The sequence below is a fragment of the Actinoplanes sp. NPDC051513 genome (genome assembly GCF_044454685.1).
GTDB lineage: Bacteria > Actinomycetota > Actinomycetes > Mycobacteriales > Micromonosporaceae > Actinoplanes.
The window spans coordinates 97,755-112,625 of the sequence record NZ_JBITDW010000003.1 but is presented as its reverse complement, the minus strand read 5'-3'; the positions used below and the strand labels follow the sequence as shown (position 1 = coordinate 112,625).

Below are 14,871 nucleotides of genomic sequence, written 5' to 3'. Positions count from 1 at the left end.
GTTCCTACCCGTTACCGCCGCGCCCGCGCCCCGCTTTTCCCATCCGGTGGTCAGTGGCGCACGCGTCGGGTGGTCAGTGGTGCACGCGCCGGTGCCCACGGGGACGGAACCGGACCACCGCCACCGCGACCATGACGATCGCCGCGATGGTGGTCACCAGCGTCACGATGCCCCCGCGAAGCGCCGTGCCCAGCACGACCAACGCCAGCCCCAGCCCGAACAGCAGGTGGTAGCAGCCGGCGTCGCGCACACTGCGGAACGCCCGGGCGGTCGCGTCCGGCGCTCGGCCGGTGACCAGCATGCCCGCCCCGAACACCGCCAGGGCGAGCCCGGCCACCCCGCCGACCACCATGGTCCACGTACCGGTGCTCATGCCCCTAGTCTGCCGCCGGGCGGCCCCGCGTCAGCGGTAATTGGTGAACTGGAGGGCGATACCGAAGTCCTCGGCCTTGAGCAGGGCGATCACGGCCTGCAGGTCGTCCCGCTTCTTGCCGGTGACCCGCAGCTGGTCGCCCTGGATCTGCGCCTGCACGCCCTTCGGGCCCTCGTCGCGGATCTTCTTGCTGATCGCCTTGGCCTTGTCGGACTCGATGCCCTCGACGACCTTGCAGTCGATCTTGTAGGTCTTGCCCGACTGCCGCGGCTCGCCCGCGTCCAGCGACTTGAGCGAGATGTTCCGCTTGATCAGCTTCTCCTTGAACACGTCGAGCGCGGCGGCGGCCCGCTCCTCGGTCTCGGAGGTGATGGTCAGGCCGTTCTCCCCCGACTTGGCGATGCTGGTCCCGGTTCCCCGGAAATCGAACCGGGTGCCGAGCTCTTTCTCCGCCTGATGGAACGCGTTGTCGACCTCCTGGCTGTCGACCTTGCTCACGATGTCGAAGGACGGGCTGGCTGGCATGATCAGACTCCTGCGGGCTGGCGTACGTCGATGTAAGCGAGGGACCGGCGCCCGGCCCCGCCATGCCGACCGTACCCGGTTGCTATCCATGCCCTTGGTACGGCTATCCTGTTGTCCGCTGCTGCGGGAGACCGCAGGAGTGTGCCCAGGCGGGTTGCCCGAGCGGCCAATGGGAGCGGACTGTAAATCCGTCGCGAAAGCTTCGAAGGTTCGAATCCTTCACCCGCCACCACTGGGACGGCAAGGCCCCTCATGCGCTTTCCGAAGCGGAGGGGCCTTCTTCGTTCACGCGTCCAGCCGCAGGATGGTCTCCTCGATCTTCGTTCCGCGCGCGGCGGCGTACGCGATCTCGGTTCCTTGGGGCTGGAAACCCGCCTTGCGCAACACGTGCAGAGAGCCGGCGTTGTCGCTCGCCGCTCGTGCGTGCAGCGGGCGCACGGTCACCATCTGCAGAAACATCGCCAAGGCCTGGCTGGCTATACCGCGGCCCCAGAGGGCGCGGTCGATCCAGTACGTGATCTCGGTGTCGCCCTCCATGACGAAGCAGGCGATGCTCCCGGCGAACCGGCCGTCGTAGGTGATCACCCGATTGGTGGTCGTGGGGTCGGTGCGGATGCGAGCGAGGTGGGCGTCGAAGCGGGCTCGATCCGACGGGTCCTCGGGGGTGAAGGCGGCCATCCGGACCGACTCGGGGTCCTGCATCATCCGGAAGAGGTCGTCGGCGTCGTCGTCGACCAGGGGGCGCAGCGCGATCACAGCCATGCGGGGCACGCTAGCGCGCCTTCAGCGAACTCACAGCCCGCGACGGATGAAAACGCAGGCCAGGAGCGTTTTGAAGGGTGCGAGCCCGAGAGGGCCGCAGACCAAGGAGCTCCTGTGCACAGCCATCACAACGGCCTCAAGACGGCCGCCCTGCTGGGTCTGCTGACCGCGATCATTCTCGCCGTCGGTTACTGGCTCGGTGGAAGCGCCGGCCTGGTGTTCGCGGTGATCCTCTCGCTGGGGATGAACGCCTTCAGCTACTTCTACTCCGACAAGCTCGCGCTGCGGGCGATGCGGGCCCGGCCGGTCAGCGAGGCCGAGTCCCCGGCGCTGCACCAGATGGTGCGGGAGCTGTCGGCGGCCGCGGGGCAGCCGATGCCGCGGCTCTACGTCTCACCCACCGCGCAGCCGAACGCGTTCGCGACCGGGCGTAACCCGCAGCACGCGGCGGTGGCCGTGACCGCGGGCATCACGCAGCTGCTCGACCGGCGCGAGCTGCGGGCGGTGATCGGGCACGAGCTGTCGCACGTCTACAACCGCGACATCCTGATCTCCAGCGTGGCGGGCGCTCTGGCCGGCATCGTCACCGCCTTCGCGCAGCTGGCGATCTTCCTGCCGCTGGGCGGCGGGTCGGACGACGACGACAGCCCGAACCCGGCGGCACTGCTGCTGATGCTGATCCTCGGCCCGCTGGCCGCGACGATCATCCAGCTGGCGATCAGCCGGAACCGCGAGTTCCAGGCGGACGCCTCCGGCGCCGAGCTCACCGGCGACCCGCTGGCCCTGGCCAGCGCGCTCGAGAAGATCCAGTACGGCGCGCAGCGCCTGCCGCTGCCGGCCGACGGGCAGCTCACCAGCGCCGCCCACCTGATGATCGCCAACCCGTTCCGGAGCGGCGGCATCTCGGCCCTGTTCTCCACGCACCCGCCGATGGAGCAGCGCATCGCCCGCCTGCGCCAGCAGGCCGGCGCCATCCAGTACCGCTGAGTCCCTCGTCACCAAGGGCCGCCCCCGGAGATCGGGGGCGGCCCTCCGCGTGTTGAGTGACGAGTCATTACCGAAGGGAACAGCGGTGCGTCAGTACCTTGGCGTTTGGCGAATGCCGGGCGGAAGGATCCTGCTCAGCGTGGGCATCCTGGCCCGCCTCGGCATCGGCATGACCCCGCTGGCACTTCTCCTGCTCGTCCAGCAGACCACCGGCCACTACTCGTCGGCGGGCCTGGCCGGCGGCCTCTACGCGCTGGCCGGCGCGGCCGTGAGCCCGATCGCCGGTCGCCTGGCCGACCGGATCGGACCGGCCCCGATCCTGCTCACCACGGCCGTGCTGCACCCGGTCGCGCTGATCGCGCTGGTGCTGGTCAGCCGGGGCGGCGAGCCGGCCCTCCCCTGGATCTTCGTGGCCTCGGCGGCCGCCGGCGCCACCTATCCCCCGCTGACCGCCGCGATCCGGCGCGGCTGGAACGACATGACCGAGATCGGCAGCGGGCAGCACCACCTGCGCGGCGCCGCGCTGGCCGCCGAGACATCGCTGTTCGAGCTGGTCTTCGTGCTCGGCCCGATGCTCGTTTCGGCGTTGGTCGTCCTTACCCACCAGCCCGAGACCGCCCTGATCGGCGCGGCGGGCGCCACCTTCGTCGGCACGGCGTGGATCGCCCGGCTGCCGATGATGCGCCGCTGGCACCGGCTGCGCGCCGAGCACGTGGCCAAGGGGCTCGGCCCGCTCCGCTCGGGCGGCTTCCCGGCCCTGCTGATCTGCGTGGTCGCGCTGGGCATGGCGTTCGGCGCGGCCGGCGTGATCGTCCCGGCGTACGCGAACCAGCACGGCGGCGGCGACGGGCTGGGCGGCGTGCTGCTCGGCGTGTGGGGCGTGGGCAGCGCGATCGGCGGCATCTGGTTCGGCACCCGGCGGCCGGCGATGCCGCTGTCGAAGCAGTTCGCCTGGCTGCTCGGCGCGGTCGCGGCCAGCTTCCTGATCCTGACCGTGATGCCGAGCCCGCTCTGGCTGGGCATGGCCCTGGTGCTCGGCGGCGCGACGATCGCCCCGGCGCTGACGGTGGAGAGCACGCTGGTGGGCCGGCTCGCCCCGGCCGCGCAGCTGAACGAGGCGTACACCTGGATGGTGACCGTCTCGGTGGGCGGCAGCGCGGCGGGCGGCGCGGTGGCCGGCGCCATCGTCGACCAGCCGGGCGGCCTGCCCTGGTCGTTCGTGTTCGCGGGCGGCGTGCTGATGATCGCGGCGTTGGTGGCGGCGGTGCCGCGCGGGTCGATCGCCCGGGCGGATCAGCGTGCCGAGGACCGGCTGCGGAAGGCGATGGCCGCGGCGGTCTAGGGGTATTTCCCCCTCCCTGGAACACGGTCCGCATGGGTAGCCTGACGGCGTGAAAGAGACCCGGGCCGAGGTCGAGCAGATGCGGGCTGCCGATGCCGACCGGCAGAAGGTCGCCGACCAGCTCAAGATCGCCCTCGACGAGGGCCGCCTCTCGCTGCACGAATACGACGATCGTGTGCGCCTCGCCTACGCGTCGAAGACGTACCAGGAGCTTCTGCTGCTCGTCACCGACCTGCCGCGGCCGGGCCTGAACGCGACCGATGTGGCCTCCCGCCGCCAGGCCGAGGAACGCCGCGCGGCGCGCCGCCTGCCGACCGCGCTGCTCGTCCTCTGGACTATCTGGGCCGCGTTCACGGTGGCCAACCTGGTGGTCTTCGGCCTGGTCAGCGCGACCACCGGCGGCGGGGTCTACCCGTGGCCGGTGTGGCTGCTGGTCCCGGGCGCGGCGCTCGGCGTGGTCACCGTCGGCACGCAGGCGATCCGGCATCAGCAGCGGTCGCGTTAGCGCCTGCGACGCGGGCGCTATGGTCGGGGGGTGACAGGCTCCACCCGTGTCCCGCTCTCCGTGCTCGACCTGGCAACGGTTCGCGAGGGACACACCAGCGCCGACGCGCTGCGCGGCACCATCGAGATCGCCAGGACGGCCGACGAGCTGGGCTACGCCCGGTTCTGGGTGGCCGAACACCACAACATGCCGGCCGTGGCGTCGACCGCGCCGCCGGTGCTGATCGCCTCGGTGGCGGCACATACCGGCCGCATCCGGGTCGGCTCGGGCGGCGTGATGCTGCCCAATCACATGCCGTTCGTGGTCGCCGAGCAGTTCGCGATTCTCGAGGCGCTGCACCCCGGCCGCATCGACCTGGGCATCGGCCGGGCGCCCGGCACCGATCAGGCGACCGCGGCCGCGCTGCGCGGCATCTCGCCGTACCTCACGGTCGAGAGATTCCCCGAGCACCTGCAGACGCTGATGGCGCTGCTGGGCGACGAGCGGATCGACGCGGGCGACGCGGCGCGGCTGCACGCCACGCCGGCCGCCACCAGCTACCCCGAGGTGTGGATGCTGGGCTCCTCGACGTACGGGGCCCAGGTCGCCGCCGCGCTCGGGCTGCCGTTCTGCTACGCGTACCACTTCGCGGCGAGCTCCGATGTGGACGGCGCCCTGCATCTGTACCGGTCGGGGTTCAAGCCGTCGCCGCGCTTCCCGTCGCCGCACGTCATGGTCAGCGCATCGGTGATCGCGGCCGAGACGGCCGAGGAGGCTCACTACCTCGCCGGGCCCAGCCGGATCATGGCGCTCAGCCTGCGCACCGGCCGCCTCGGACCGATCGTCTCGCCCGCGCACGCCGCCACCGTCGAGCTCTCCGACCTCGATCGGGCGATGCTCGACTCGTTGCCGGGCACCCAGTTCGCGGGCACCGCCGACGACGTGGTGGCTGCCCTCGACGAGCTGGTCACGCGCACCGGCGCCGACGAGCTGATCCTGGCGGGCACCGTCTTCGACCCCGCAACCCGGCAGGACACGCTCATCCGCGTCGCCAAGGCCTGGGGGCTTTAATCGGGTGCGTCCCGGCCCGGTGACGACAAGGATGAGGGCATGGTGTGGGAGCTGACCGACGACGTCGAGGCCTTCGCCTCGACGTCCGATGACTTCCTGAGATCACGGCCGGTCGAGCACACCGTCTTTCTTACGCTGGTCGACACCTTGCGCCGCCGGGGCTTGCACGCGTACGGGTCGGGAGCGCCGATTTTCGGCCAATGGCGCACGGATGACGGGGCCGTCGACGGGGTGCTGCTGCAGACCCCGCCGCACCCGATGATGTTCTCCCGCCTCCCCGGCGGCGCCGTCGCCGCGGCGCTCGACGCGCTCGCCGGCCGATCCCTGCCGGGGGTGAACATGCTGGTCGACGACGCCGCCACGTTCGTGGCCGACTGGCCCGCCCCGGCCGCGGCCGAGAAGATGCGCGTCCGCCTCTACCGCCTCGGCGAGCTGACCCCACCGTCCCCGCCCGCCGGGACGGCACGCATCGCCGGTCCCGGCGACCGCGACCTGCTGGTGCGGTGGTTCTCGGAATTCGCCGAGGCGATCAACGACGTCGCCGAGGAATCCCCGGGCCCCGTCGTCGACGACCGGCTCGCCTACGGCGGCATCACGCTCTGGGAGGTCGACGGCTCGCCGGTCTCCACGGCGGCCCGCTCCCGGCCCGAGGCCGGCATGGTGCGCATCCAGATGGTCTACACCCCCACCGTCCACCGTGGGCACGGCTACGGCGGCGCGGCCACCTCGGCCGCCAGCCGCGCCGCGCTCGACGAGGGCGCCTCCGAGGTCGTGCTCTTCACCGACCTGTCCAATCCGACGAGCAACGGGCTGTATCAACGACTCGGCTACCGTCCGGTGCTCGACCGCGTGGTGATGGAGTTCTCGTCATGACCGATGGCAAGGTTCTGCAGGTGAACGTCGGGGTGCCTCGCTCCAACCCGGCGAAGAAGCTGGCAATGACCGGCATCGACAAGCGGCCGGTCGACCACCCGGTCTACGTGCGCGCGCCCGGGCCCAAGACGACGGGGTTGCACAGCGGCCTGGTCGGCGACCCGATCGGCGACGTCGAGAGTCACGGCGGCGACGACCAGGCGGTCTACGTGTACGCCCGGGAGGACTACGACTGGTGGGAGCAGGAGCTCGGCCGTCAGCTGGCCGGCGGCGCCTTCGGCGAGAACCTCACCACCGCCGGGATGGACGTGAACGGCGCGCTGATCGGGGAGATCTGGCGGGTCGGCGACGAGCTGGAGATCCAGCCCACGTTCGGGCGCATCCCGTGCGCCACGTTCCAGGCCCGGATGGGTGAGCGGCAGTGGCTGAAGAGGTTCACCCGCGAGAACCGCACCGGCGCGTACCTGCGGGTGATCACGCCGGGCCACGTGCGGGCCGGCGACGAGATCTCGGTGGTGTACCGGCCGGCCAAGAGCGTGAGCATCGCCGAGGCGTTCGGTATCTACATGTTGGATCCGGCGTCGCTGGCGCGGCTGCTCGACGCCGAGAGCCTGCCCGACGATCTGCGCCAAGAGGTAGAGGACAGACTCACCCGCATGTGACAGTGTGCTGGGCATGGACGCGACGGGCGATCGGTCGGTCAGCGTCGGCGTCAACCTGGGGATCATTCAGACCGGCGACCGGGCGCGCGCCTTCCTGGGGCAACCGGTGCCGCTGGGACGGCCGCAAGAGGTGTCGGCGCCCGTTCCCGCGCTGGTGGGGCTGCCGAAACGTCCCGTGCGGACGTTCGTGGGGCGCGGCGATGAGCTCGCCCGGCTCGAGACGCTCGTCGCGGCGGGAACCGGGGTCGTGGCGCAGTCGCATGCGGTGCACGGGCTCGGCGGCGTCGGCAAGAGCGAGCTGGCGCTGCAGTTCGCCTATGCGCGGCGCGACCGGTACTCGCTGGTCTGGTGGGTGACGGCGGACGGGCCGGAGGCGATCGAGTCGGGGCTCGCCGAGCTGACCTACCGGCTGCACCCGGACGGGCAGATCGTCGCCACCGATCAGGAGGCGGCCGGCTGGGCGCTGACCTGGCTGCAGACCCACCCGGGCTGGCTGCTGGTGCTGGACAATGTGGAGCGGCGTGGCGACATCGAACCCGTTCTGGGCCAGCTCACCACCGGAAGCATCATCGTCACGACTCGTCGCGACGTCGGCTGGGACGAGATCACCGACGACACCCTGCGGCTCGACGTCCTGCCCCGCCGGGCCGCCGTCGACCTGCTGCTGCGTCTGTCGGGCCTGCCTGACGCCGAGACGGCGGCGGTGTTGGCGGAGGAGCTCGGCCACCTGCCGCTGGCGCTGCAGCAGGCGGGCGCGTATCTGCGCGAGACCCGGACTGACCTGCCGACCTATGTGGAGTGTCTGCGTACCGACCCGGCCGGGACGCTGGAGACCGTGGCCGCGGACGACGCCGCCGAACGGGCGGTGGCCAAGGTGTGGTCGCTGACGCTGACCCGGATCACCGAGCTGGATCCGCTCGCGATCGCGGTTCTCGCCGTGCTGTCCTGCCTGGCCCCGGACGACCTGCCCCGTGACGTGCTGCACCACCTCGGCGAGCCGCGGTCCCGTGTGGACAGGGCGCTCGGGGTGCTGGCGTCGTACCACATGATCACGTTGACCGGTACGACGGTGGCGGTCCACCGGCTTGTGCAGTCCGTCGTGGCCGCCGGTCAGCAAGACGACGCCGCGGCCTGGCACGAGACGTTGCACGCCGCCATGCAGGCGCTGGCGGAGACCAGGCCCGCGGGCGACGCTAGCGTGCAGCCGGAGACGTGGCCGACGTGGGCAGCGCTGAGCCCGCACGTCAACGCCCTCGCCGTAACCTGCCCGGACGACGTCGGCGGCGCCGATCTCGCCGCGCTCCTCGGTGAGCACGCCCTGTTCGACCAGTCCCAGGGCCGGTACCGCGCGAAATTCGAGGCGGAGGCCCGCGCCCTGCGGATCGAGGAGGCGGTGTTCGGCCCGGATCATCCCGTCGTCGCCGTCCGGCTCAACAACCTCGCGAACACGGTGGTCGCCCTCGGCTACCCGGCCGAGGCCGAGCCGCTCCAGCGGAGGTCACTCGCCATCAGCGAGACGGCGTTCGGCCCGGACCATCCCGACGTCGCCATCCGGCTCAACAACCTGGCTCTCACGCTGATCGACCTGGGCCGGTCGGCGGAGGCCGAGCCGCTGCAACGACGGGCCCTCGCCGTCACCGAGCATGCCGTCGGTCCCGAGCACCCGGCCGTCGCCATCCGCCTCGGAAACCTGGCCATCACCCTCAACGATCTCGGCCGGCCGGCGGAGGCCGAGCAGTTGCAGCGGCGAGCGCTGGCGATAGCCGAGAACGCGCTCGGCCCCGACCATCCCAACGTCGCGCTCCGGCTCACCAATCTCGCCGCCTGTCTCGACGCGCTGGACCGGCCGGCCGAGTCGGAGCCGCTGCTGCGCCGGGCGGTCCACGTCGTGGAGACGACGTACGGACCGGAGCACCCGCACGTCGCGATCACGATGGGCAGCCTCGGGGTCGTCCTGCTTCGACTCGGTCGCCCGGAGGAGGCGGAGCCGTTGCTTCGCGCCGCTCTCGCGGTCGGCGAGGCGGCGTTCGGCCCCGATCACCCGGAGACCGCCACCCAGCTGGCCAACCTTGCGGCCGCGCTGGAGATGCGGGGAGATCCGGCGGACGCCGTGCCGCTGCAGCGACGGGCGCTGGCGATCCTGGAGGCGCTGCACGGCACCGATCATCCCGCCGTCGGGCGTCTGACCAGCAACATCGCGCTGACCCTGGCCAAGCTGGAACGCTTCGACGAGGCCGAGGCCCTGCAACGGCGGGCCCTTGCCATCGCCGAAGCGACCCGCGACCCGGCGCACCCCGAGATCCGCCGCCGGCTTCTCCACCTCGCGGCAATCGTCGACCAGCGGAGGCGCCTAGCTCAAGGCGTCGAAGAGTAGCTGCGGGGCGAAACCCAGCACGACGGCGGCCGCGGCCGCGACGATCAGGGCCGCCGCCACCGGGCGGGCCACCGGCAGACGCGGGTGGGTGGCGGACTCCAGCAGGTTCGGGTCCACAATCTGGATGCCGGGCCGGGGCGGGGTGGCGTAGAGGTTCGCGGTGGCCCGCACGTAGTAGGCCAGACCGATCACCGCGTTCAGGGCGACCACGCCGGCCAGCCAGCCCCAGCCGTCGTCGATCAGGGCGTCGACGATGGTGACCTTGGCGAACAGGCCCGCCAGGCCCGGTGGAAGACCCGCGAGGCCGGCGAAGGCGAGCACCAGAGCCGCGCCCAGCCACGGCGAGCGGCGGCCCGCGCCCCGGTAGGCGAGCAGATCGCCGCCGTCGGAGGCGACCGGGCGCAGGGCCACGACCGCGGCGAACGCGATGAACTCGAGGATCATGAAGAAGACCGCGTAGACGATCGCGGCCTCCACCCCGGCGCCGCCGATGGCCAGGGCCGCCAGGACGTAGCCGGCCTGGGCGATCGAGGACCAGGCGAGCAGGCGCACCATCCGGGTCTGGCGGAGGGCGACCAAGTTGCCGACCGTCATCGTCAGCACGGCCAGCGCCGCGGTGATCGCGGAGGCGTCCAGGCGGGACACGATCGCGGCCAGGGCCAGCACGCCGCCCAGCTTGGAGGCGGTCGACAGGTACGCCGCTATCGGGAGCGGCGCGCCCTCGTACGTCGGTGCCGCCCACGCGTGCAGCGGCACCGCCGCGACCTTGAACGCGAAGCCGATCACCAGCAGCGCGACGCCGACCTGCGCGACCGGCTCGAGCGGGCCGAAGCCCTCGATCAGGCGGTCGAGGTGCAGGGCACCGGTCGCGGCGTAGTTGAGCGCCGCCCCGAGCAGCGCGATCGCCGTCGATACCACGCTGATCAGGAAGAACGTGATCGACGCGGAGGCGCCGGCGGTCGAGACCTTCTCCCGCGGGGCGAAGCGGCGCAGGCCGACCAGGATGTACAACGGCAGCGTGAGCGTCTCGAGCCCGACGATCAGCGAGATCAGGTCGCCCGAGTAGCCGATCACGACGCCGCCGGTCATCGAGGCGGCCAGCAGGAAGCAGAACTCCCCGGCCGGCGCGGCGCCCTCGCGCAACGCCGGGATCGAGAGCGCCAGCACGCCGACGGTCAGGCCGGCGAACAGGACCGCGGTGACCACCGCGACCGGGCTGGGCACCCATGAGCACTCGTCGCCGGCGCAGAAAGTCGCGGCGCGCGAGCCGCCCACCACGATCGCGCAGATCGCGGTGGCTGTCCCGCCGAGAGCGAACGCGCCGAAGGTCGCCGCGCGCCGGGCCACGATCAGGTCGGCCAGCAACACGAGGATCGCGGCGCCGGAGGCGGCGTAGAGCGGCAGCAGCGCGATGTGGTCGATCGTCATCGGATCGCTCCCGTCAGCGCCTCGACCGGCGCCGAGGTGGCGACGAGCACGAGCGCCGGCGCCAGCCCGACCGCGAGGGTCAGAGCGACCAGCGGCGACCAGGCGAACCATTCCGCCCCGGCGATCCCCGCCGGCACCGGCGTGCCGACCGGCCCGTGCGTCACCTTGCGCAACAACCTCAGGAAGTACGCCGCCGTCAGCGCGCCGCCGATCGCGGCCAGGACCGCGAGCGTCGTCCACAGCCCACCGCCGCGCTCCACGGCCGCGATCACCGCGAACGCCTCGCCCCAGAACCCGGCCAGGCCGGGCAGGCCGAGCGACGCGATCGCCGCGAACCCGAGGATGCCGGCCAGGCGCGGCGCGGTCTCCCGCAGGCCGCCGAGGTCGGCGAGGTCGCCGGTGTGCGCCCGGTCCTTGATCGCGCCGGCCAGGAAGAACAGCAGGCCGGTGATGAGCCCGTGCGCCACGTTCCCGATCAGCGCCGCCTGGATGCCGGTCGCGGTGAGCGTGGCGATGCCGAGCAGCACGAACCCCATGTGGCCGACGCTGGAGTAGGCGATCAGCCGCTTGAGCTCGGTCTGCCGCAGGCAGATCAGCGCGCCGGCGAGGATCGCGGCGGCGGAGAGGATGCCGAGCACGGGGGCGGCCCAGCGGGCGCCGAGGGGGGCGACGCCGACGCCGACCCGGATCAGGCCGTAGGTGCCCATCTTCAGCAGCACGCCGGCCAGGATCACCGAGCCGACCGTGGGCGCCTGGGTGTGCGCGTCGGGCAGCCAGGTGTGCAGCGGCCAGAGCGGGGCCTTCACCGCGAACGCGACGGCGAACAGCGCGAACGCCGCGTACTGCGTGTTACGGCCGAGGCCGGCGCCGCCGGTGAGGGCGGCCAGGTCGCCGGTGCCGGCTGTGACGGTGACCGTGATGACGCCCAGCAGCAGGAGCACCGAGCCGAACAGCGTGTAGAGGACGAACTTGCGGGCCGCGCGCCGGCGGTCCTCGCCGCCCCAGCCGGCGATCACCGCGTACATCGGCAGGAGGACAACCTCGAAGAACAGGAAGAACAGAACCAGGTCGAGGGCGAGGAAGGTGCCGAGGATGCCGGCCTCGAGGACCAGCAGAAGAGCGAGCAGCGTGCGCGCCGAGCCGCCCTCGGGGACCTTCCACATCGTGTACGCGCAGCAGAGCAGCGTGAGCAGCCCGGTCAGCGCGACCAGGGGGTAGGAGACGCCGTCGACGCCGAGGTGGAAGTCGAGGTGCAGGGCCGGGACCCAGGAGACGTCGAGGTCGGCCCAGGGCTTCAGCATCCCGGGCCCGGCCGGTCTCGGGGGGAACGCCAGCACGACGATCGGCACGAGCGTGACCGCGGCGACGGCCGTGGCGAAGACTTTGGCCATGCGGGCCGGCAACACGGCCAGCGCGGCGGCGCCGGCGGCCGGCAGCGCGAGGGTCGCGACAAGCATCACCTGGTAAGCGGTCACGAGGCGGCTCCGAACCAGAGGGTCAGCACCAGGGCGCCGCCGAGGACCAGGGTCGCGGCCCACGGCAGGGAGATCCGGTGCGCGGCGGCCAGCAGCTCGCCGAGCCGGGTCGTGGTCGTGCCGGCGCCCTCGACGGTGGCGTCGACCACCCGCTCGTCGGCGGTCTTGACCAGGCCGGCGAGCGCGCGGACCGGGCGGACGACCAGCCGGTCCTGCACCGCGTCGAGACGGAATCCGGCGGCCAGGAACGGCCGGGCCGGGCCGAGCGCGCCGGCCGGGTCGGCCTCGGGCGTCTCGCGCCACAGCCACCAGGCGGATGCCGCGCCGAGCGCGAGCAGCACCATCGGCAGCAGGATCGCGATGCCCAGGTGCGGCTCCTCCAGCTCGAGCGCGGTGCGGAAGCCCGGGGCGTACGCGGCCAGGCCGAGCAGCGCGGCCGGCACCGCCAGCAGGACGATCGGCCAGCGCATCGCGCCGGGCGGGTCGTGCGGGATCAGCGGGCGTGTGTAGCGGGCGTCGTCGAAGCCGATCTCCCAGTCCGGACCGTCGGGGCCGTGCTCGCGGGAAACGCCGAAGAACGCGCAGAGCAGCAGGCGCGTCGCATACCAGGCCGTGATCGCCACCGCGAACAGGGCGGCCAGCCAGACCAGCCAGCCCACCCAGACCGGCGCCGGGCCGCCGCCGTCGGTGGCGTGGGCGGCCGCGGTCAGGATGTTCTCCTTCGACCAGAAGCCGGCCAGCGGAGGCAACCCGGCCAGCGCGCCGAGGCCGATCACGAACGACCAGAAGGTCACCGGCATGTGCTCGCGCAGGCCGCCCATCCGGGACAGATAGTTCGTGCCGACCGCGTGGATCACCGCGCCCGCCGCGAGGAACAGCAGCGCCTTGAACGCGGCGTGGGTGAGCAGGTGGAACAGCGCCGCCGCGGGCGAGCCGACCGCGAGGGCCCCGGTCATGTAGCCGATCTGGCTCACCGTGGACCAGGCGAGGACCCGCTTCAGGTCGTCCTGGGCGGTCGCGCTCAAGGCGCCCAGGAGGATGGTGATCGACGCGATCACGCCGAGCACCGCGAGCGCGGCCGCGGACTGCTCATAGAGCGGGTACATCCGGAACACCACGTACACGCCGGCCGCGACCATGGTGGCGGCGTGGATCAGCGCCGAGATCGGGGTGGGGCCGGCCATCGCGTCGGGCAGCCAGGTGTGCAGCGGGAACTGCGCGCTCTTGCCGGCCACGCCGGCGAGCAACAGCAGCAGCGCGGCAGTGAGCGTGCCGGACGAGTAGTGGTGGGCGAGCACGTCGGCGATGCGGGCGGTGCCGGCCTCGACGACCAGCAGCGCGATGCCGAGCAGGAAGCCGACGTCGCCGACCCGGGTGACCAGGAACGCCTTCACCGCGGCGGCGGGCGCCTCGGGCAGCCGCCGGTCGTGGCCGATCAGCAGGTAGGAGCAGGCGCCCATCACCTCCCAGCCGACCAGCATGCCGATGAGGTCACCGGACGTGACGACCAGCAGCATCGCGCCGGTGAACAGGCTCACCTGGGCCGCGTACGGCGCGTAGCGGGGGTCGTCGTGCAGGTAGGCGGTCGAGTAGATCTGCACGAACAGGGCCACCACGCAGACCGCGAGCGCGATGTAGAGGGCCGCGTCGCCGACCGAGATGCCGAGCGTGATGTCGATGTCGCCGAAACTGACCCAGCTGTTGTTCGCCTCGATCGGCTTCGTTGTAAAGATCAACAACGCGAGGGTCACGGCGAGCGAGATGGCCGCGCCGGCGATGCCGAGCGCCGCGGCGGCCCGGCGAGGCGTGTGGTCGCCATCGTCGTCCCCCGCGCGCAGGGCGAGACCACCAAGACCGAACAGCAGGGGTACGCCCGGAACGAGCGCCCCGATAAGGCCCGCGGTCACCCGGCCACCTGCCCGGTTCCGGCGCGGCTATCGGTCTCGGTGCGGCTCTCGGTCTCGGCGCGGCTCTCGGCCTCGTGGTCGTGCTCGTGCAGCGAGACATCGTCGAGAATGACGTCCCGGCGCAGGCGGTAGTACTGCAGGACGATCGCGAGGCCGACGCCCACCTCGGCGGCGGCCAGCACGATCACGAAGAGCGCGAAGATCGCCCCGGCCCGCGGTTCGGGAATCGGATGCGCCCACGCCTCGGGCTGCACGCCGGTCAGCGTGGCCCGCACCGTGGAGTCGGCGGCCACCAGGATCAGGTTGACCGCGTTGAGCATGAGCTCGACGGCCATCAGCACCAGGATCGCGTTGCGCCGGCGCAGCACGCCGTAGACGCCGAGGCCGAAGAGCAGGGCGGCGATGACGTACGGGATGATCGCGTGCATCAGGCCTCCCCGTCGCCGTCATCGCTCGTGCGGCCGGGCAGCTCCCGCTTGGGGCCCTCGATGGCGCGGCTGTCGTCGACGATGTAGCTCTCGGCGTCGATGACGTCGGGCTCCTCGAACTTCGGCGACCTGGCCGGCTCGGGCCGGTGCTCGCCGACCCGGGGGCGGGCCTCGTGCGCG

Annotated in this window: 14 protein-coding genes and 1 tRNA gene; 8 read left to right on the top strand and 7 right to left on the bottom strand. The window is 72.2% G+C overall.

Annotation, left to right across the window (positions count from 1 at the left end):
• Nucleotides 1-73: 73 nt before the first annotated feature.
• A complete protein-coding gene (locus tag ACIA5D_RS10460; RefSeq protein ID WP_396029609.1) occupies nt 74-373 on the bottom strand; it encodes a hypothetical protein in 300 nt (99 codons plus the stop codon).
• Between the two features lie 30 nt (nt 374-403).
• A complete protein-coding gene (locus ACIA5D_RS10455) occupies nt 404-898 on the bottom strand; it encodes a YajQ family cyclic di-GMP-binding protein (RefSeq protein WP_396029608.1) in 495 nt (164 codons plus the stop codon).
• Nucleotides 899-1,046: 148 nt separating this feature from the next.
• On the opposite strand from ACIA5D_RS10455, the gene ACIA5D_RS10450 reads away from it, so the two are divergent.
• A tRNA-Tyr gene (locus tag ACIA5D_RS10450) sits at nt 1,047-1,130 on the top strand.
• Nucleotides 1,131-1,183: 53 nt separating this feature from the next.
• On the opposite strand, the gene ACIA5D_RS10445 is transcribed toward ACIA5D_RS10450, so the two are convergent.
• On the bottom strand, nt 1,184-1,660 hold the full coding sequence (locus ACIA5D_RS10445; protein ID WP_396029607.1) for a GNAT family N-acetyltransferase: 477 nt from the start codon (nt 1,658-1,660) through the stop codon (nt 1,184-1,186).
• Nucleotides 1,661-1,774: 114 nt separating this feature from the next.
• Between ACIA5D_RS10445 and htpX the strand changes: the two genes are divergently transcribed.
• The 7 genes from htpX to ACIA5D_RS10410 all read left to right on the top strand — a co-directional run bounded on the left by htpX (nt 1,775) and on the right by ACIA5D_RS10410 (nt 9,453).
• On the top strand, nt 1,775-2,647 hold the full coding sequence (gene htpX, locus ACIA5D_RS10440; protein ID WP_396029606.1) for a zinc metalloprotease HtpX: 873 nt from the start codon (nt 1,775-1,777) through the stop codon (nt 2,645-2,647).
• Nucleotides 2,648-2,759: 112 nt separating this feature from the next.
• The gene (locus ACIA5D_RS10435; protein WP_396029605.1) at nt 2,760-3,989 is read left to right on the top strand and encodes an MFS transporter; all 1,230 of its coding nucleotides are present in this window, start codon (nt 2,760-2,762) and stop codon (nt 3,987-3,989) included.
• 49 nt (nt 3,990-4,038) lie between these two features.
• Nucleotides 4,039-4,494, top strand: coding sequence for a DUF1707 domain-containing protein (locus tag ACIA5D_RS10430; protein ID WP_396029604.1), 456 nt, complete (start codon nt 4,039-4,041; stop codon nt 4,492-4,494).
• Between the two features lie 30 nt (nt 4,495-4,524).
• Nucleotides 4,525-5,544 carry an LLM class flavin-dependent oxidoreductase gene (locus ACIA5D_RS10425; RefSeq protein WP_396029603.1) on the top strand — a complete coding sequence of 340 codons (1,020 nt, stop codon included), beginning with the start codon at nt 4,525-4,527 and terminating at the stop codon, nt 5,542-5,544.
• A 39-nt stretch (nt 5,545-5,583) separates the two neighbouring features.
• Nucleotides 5,584-6,417, top strand: a complete 834-nt coding sequence (locus ACIA5D_RS10420; RefSeq protein ID WP_396029602.1) for a GNAT family N-acetyltransferase — start codon at nt 5,584-5,586, stop codon at nt 6,415-6,417.
• Nucleotides 6,414-7,079 (top strand): MOSC domain-containing protein, encoded by a 666-nt coding sequence (locus tag ACIA5D_RS10415; protein ID WP_396029601.1) that lies wholly within the window; start codon nt 6,414-6,416, stop codon nt 7,077-7,079. Before ACIA5D_RS10420 ends, ACIA5D_RS10415 begins: the two co-directional genes overlap by 4 nt.
• Nucleotides 7,080-7,092: 13 nt before the next feature.
• Complete coding sequence (locus ACIA5D_RS10410) at nt 7,093-9,453, top strand: tetratricopeptide repeat protein (RefSeq protein ID WP_396029600.1); 2,361 nt, start codon at nt 7,093-7,095, stop codon at nt 9,451-9,453.
• Here ACIA5D_RS10410 and ACIA5D_RS10405 read toward each other — a convergent pair.
• Genes ACIA5D_RS10405 through nuoK form a run of 4 tightly spaced genes read right to left on the bottom strand, consistent with a single transcriptional unit; the run spans nt 9,430 to nt 14,691 of the window.
• On the bottom strand, nt 9,430-10,881 hold the full coding sequence (locus ACIA5D_RS10405; RefSeq protein ID WP_396029599.1) for an NADH-quinone oxidoreductase subunit N: 1,452 nt from the start codon (nt 10,879-10,881) through the stop codon (nt 9,430-9,432). The genes ACIA5D_RS10410 and ACIA5D_RS10405 overlap by 24 nt on opposite strands.
• Entirely contained in the window at nt 10,878-12,356 is a 1,479-nt protein-coding gene (locus ACIA5D_RS10400; RefSeq protein ID WP_396029598.1) for a NuoM family protein, read from the bottom strand. The genes ACIA5D_RS10405 and ACIA5D_RS10400 overlap by 4 nt, the downstream gene beginning before the upstream one ends.
• Nucleotides 12,353-14,263: an NADH-quinone oxidoreductase subunit L gene (locus tag ACIA5D_RS10395; RefSeq protein WP_396029597.1), complete on the bottom strand. Its 1,911-nt coding sequence runs from the start codon at nt 14,261-14,263 to the stop codon at nt 12,353-12,355. The genes ACIA5D_RS10400 and ACIA5D_RS10395 overlap by 4 nt, the downstream gene beginning before the upstream one ends.
• Nucleotides 14,260-14,691 carry an NADH-quinone oxidoreductase subunit NuoK gene (gene nuoK, locus ACIA5D_RS10390; protein WP_396029596.1) on the bottom strand — a complete coding sequence of 144 codons (432 nt, stop codon included), beginning with the start codon at nt 14,689-14,691 and terminating at the stop codon, nt 14,260-14,262. The genes ACIA5D_RS10395 and nuoK overlap by 4 nt, the downstream gene beginning before the upstream one ends.
• Nucleotides 14,692-14,871 lie beyond the last annotated feature (180 nt).

What these genes read in the sequence shown, in the direction of transcription:
- ACIA5D_RS10460 (WP_396029609.1), bottom strand. Translation starts at nt 373, where the DNA reads ATGAGCACCGGTACGTGGACCATGGTGGTCGGCGGGGTGGCCGGGCTC.
- ACIA5D_RS10455 (WP_396029608.1), bottom strand. Translation starts at nt 898, where the DNA reads ATGCCAGCCAGCCCGTCCTTCGACATCGTGAGCAAGGTCGACAGCCAG.
- ACIA5D_RS10445 (WP_396029607.1), bottom strand. Translation starts at nt 1,660, where the DNA reads ATGGCTGTGATCGCGCTGCGCCCCCTGGTCGACGACGACGCCGACGAC.
- ACIA5D_RS10435 (WP_396029605.1), top strand. Translation starts at nt 2,760, where the DNA reads ATGCCGGGCGGAAGGATCCTGCTCAGCGTGGGCATCCTGGCCCGCCTC.
- ACIA5D_RS10420 (WP_396029602.1), top strand. Translation starts at nt 5,584, where the DNA reads ATGGTGTGGGAGCTGACCGACGACGTCGAGGCCTTCGCCTCGACGTCC.
- ACIA5D_RS10415 (WP_396029601.1), top strand. Translation starts at nt 6,414, where the DNA reads ATGACCGATGGCAAGGTTCTGCAGGTGAACGTCGGGGTGCCTCGCTCC.
- ACIA5D_RS10410 (WP_396029600.1), top strand. Translation starts at nt 7,093, where the DNA reads ATGGACGCGACGGGCGATCGGTCGGTCAGCGTCGGCGTCAACCTGGGG.
- ACIA5D_RS10405 (WP_396029599.1), bottom strand. Translation starts at nt 10,881, where the DNA reads ATGACGATCGACCACATCGCGCTGCTGCCGCTCTACGCCGCCTCCGGC.
- nuoK (WP_396029596.1), bottom strand. Translation starts at nt 14,691, where the DNA reads ATGCACGCGATCATCCCGTACGTCATCGCCGCCCTGCTCTTCGGCCTC.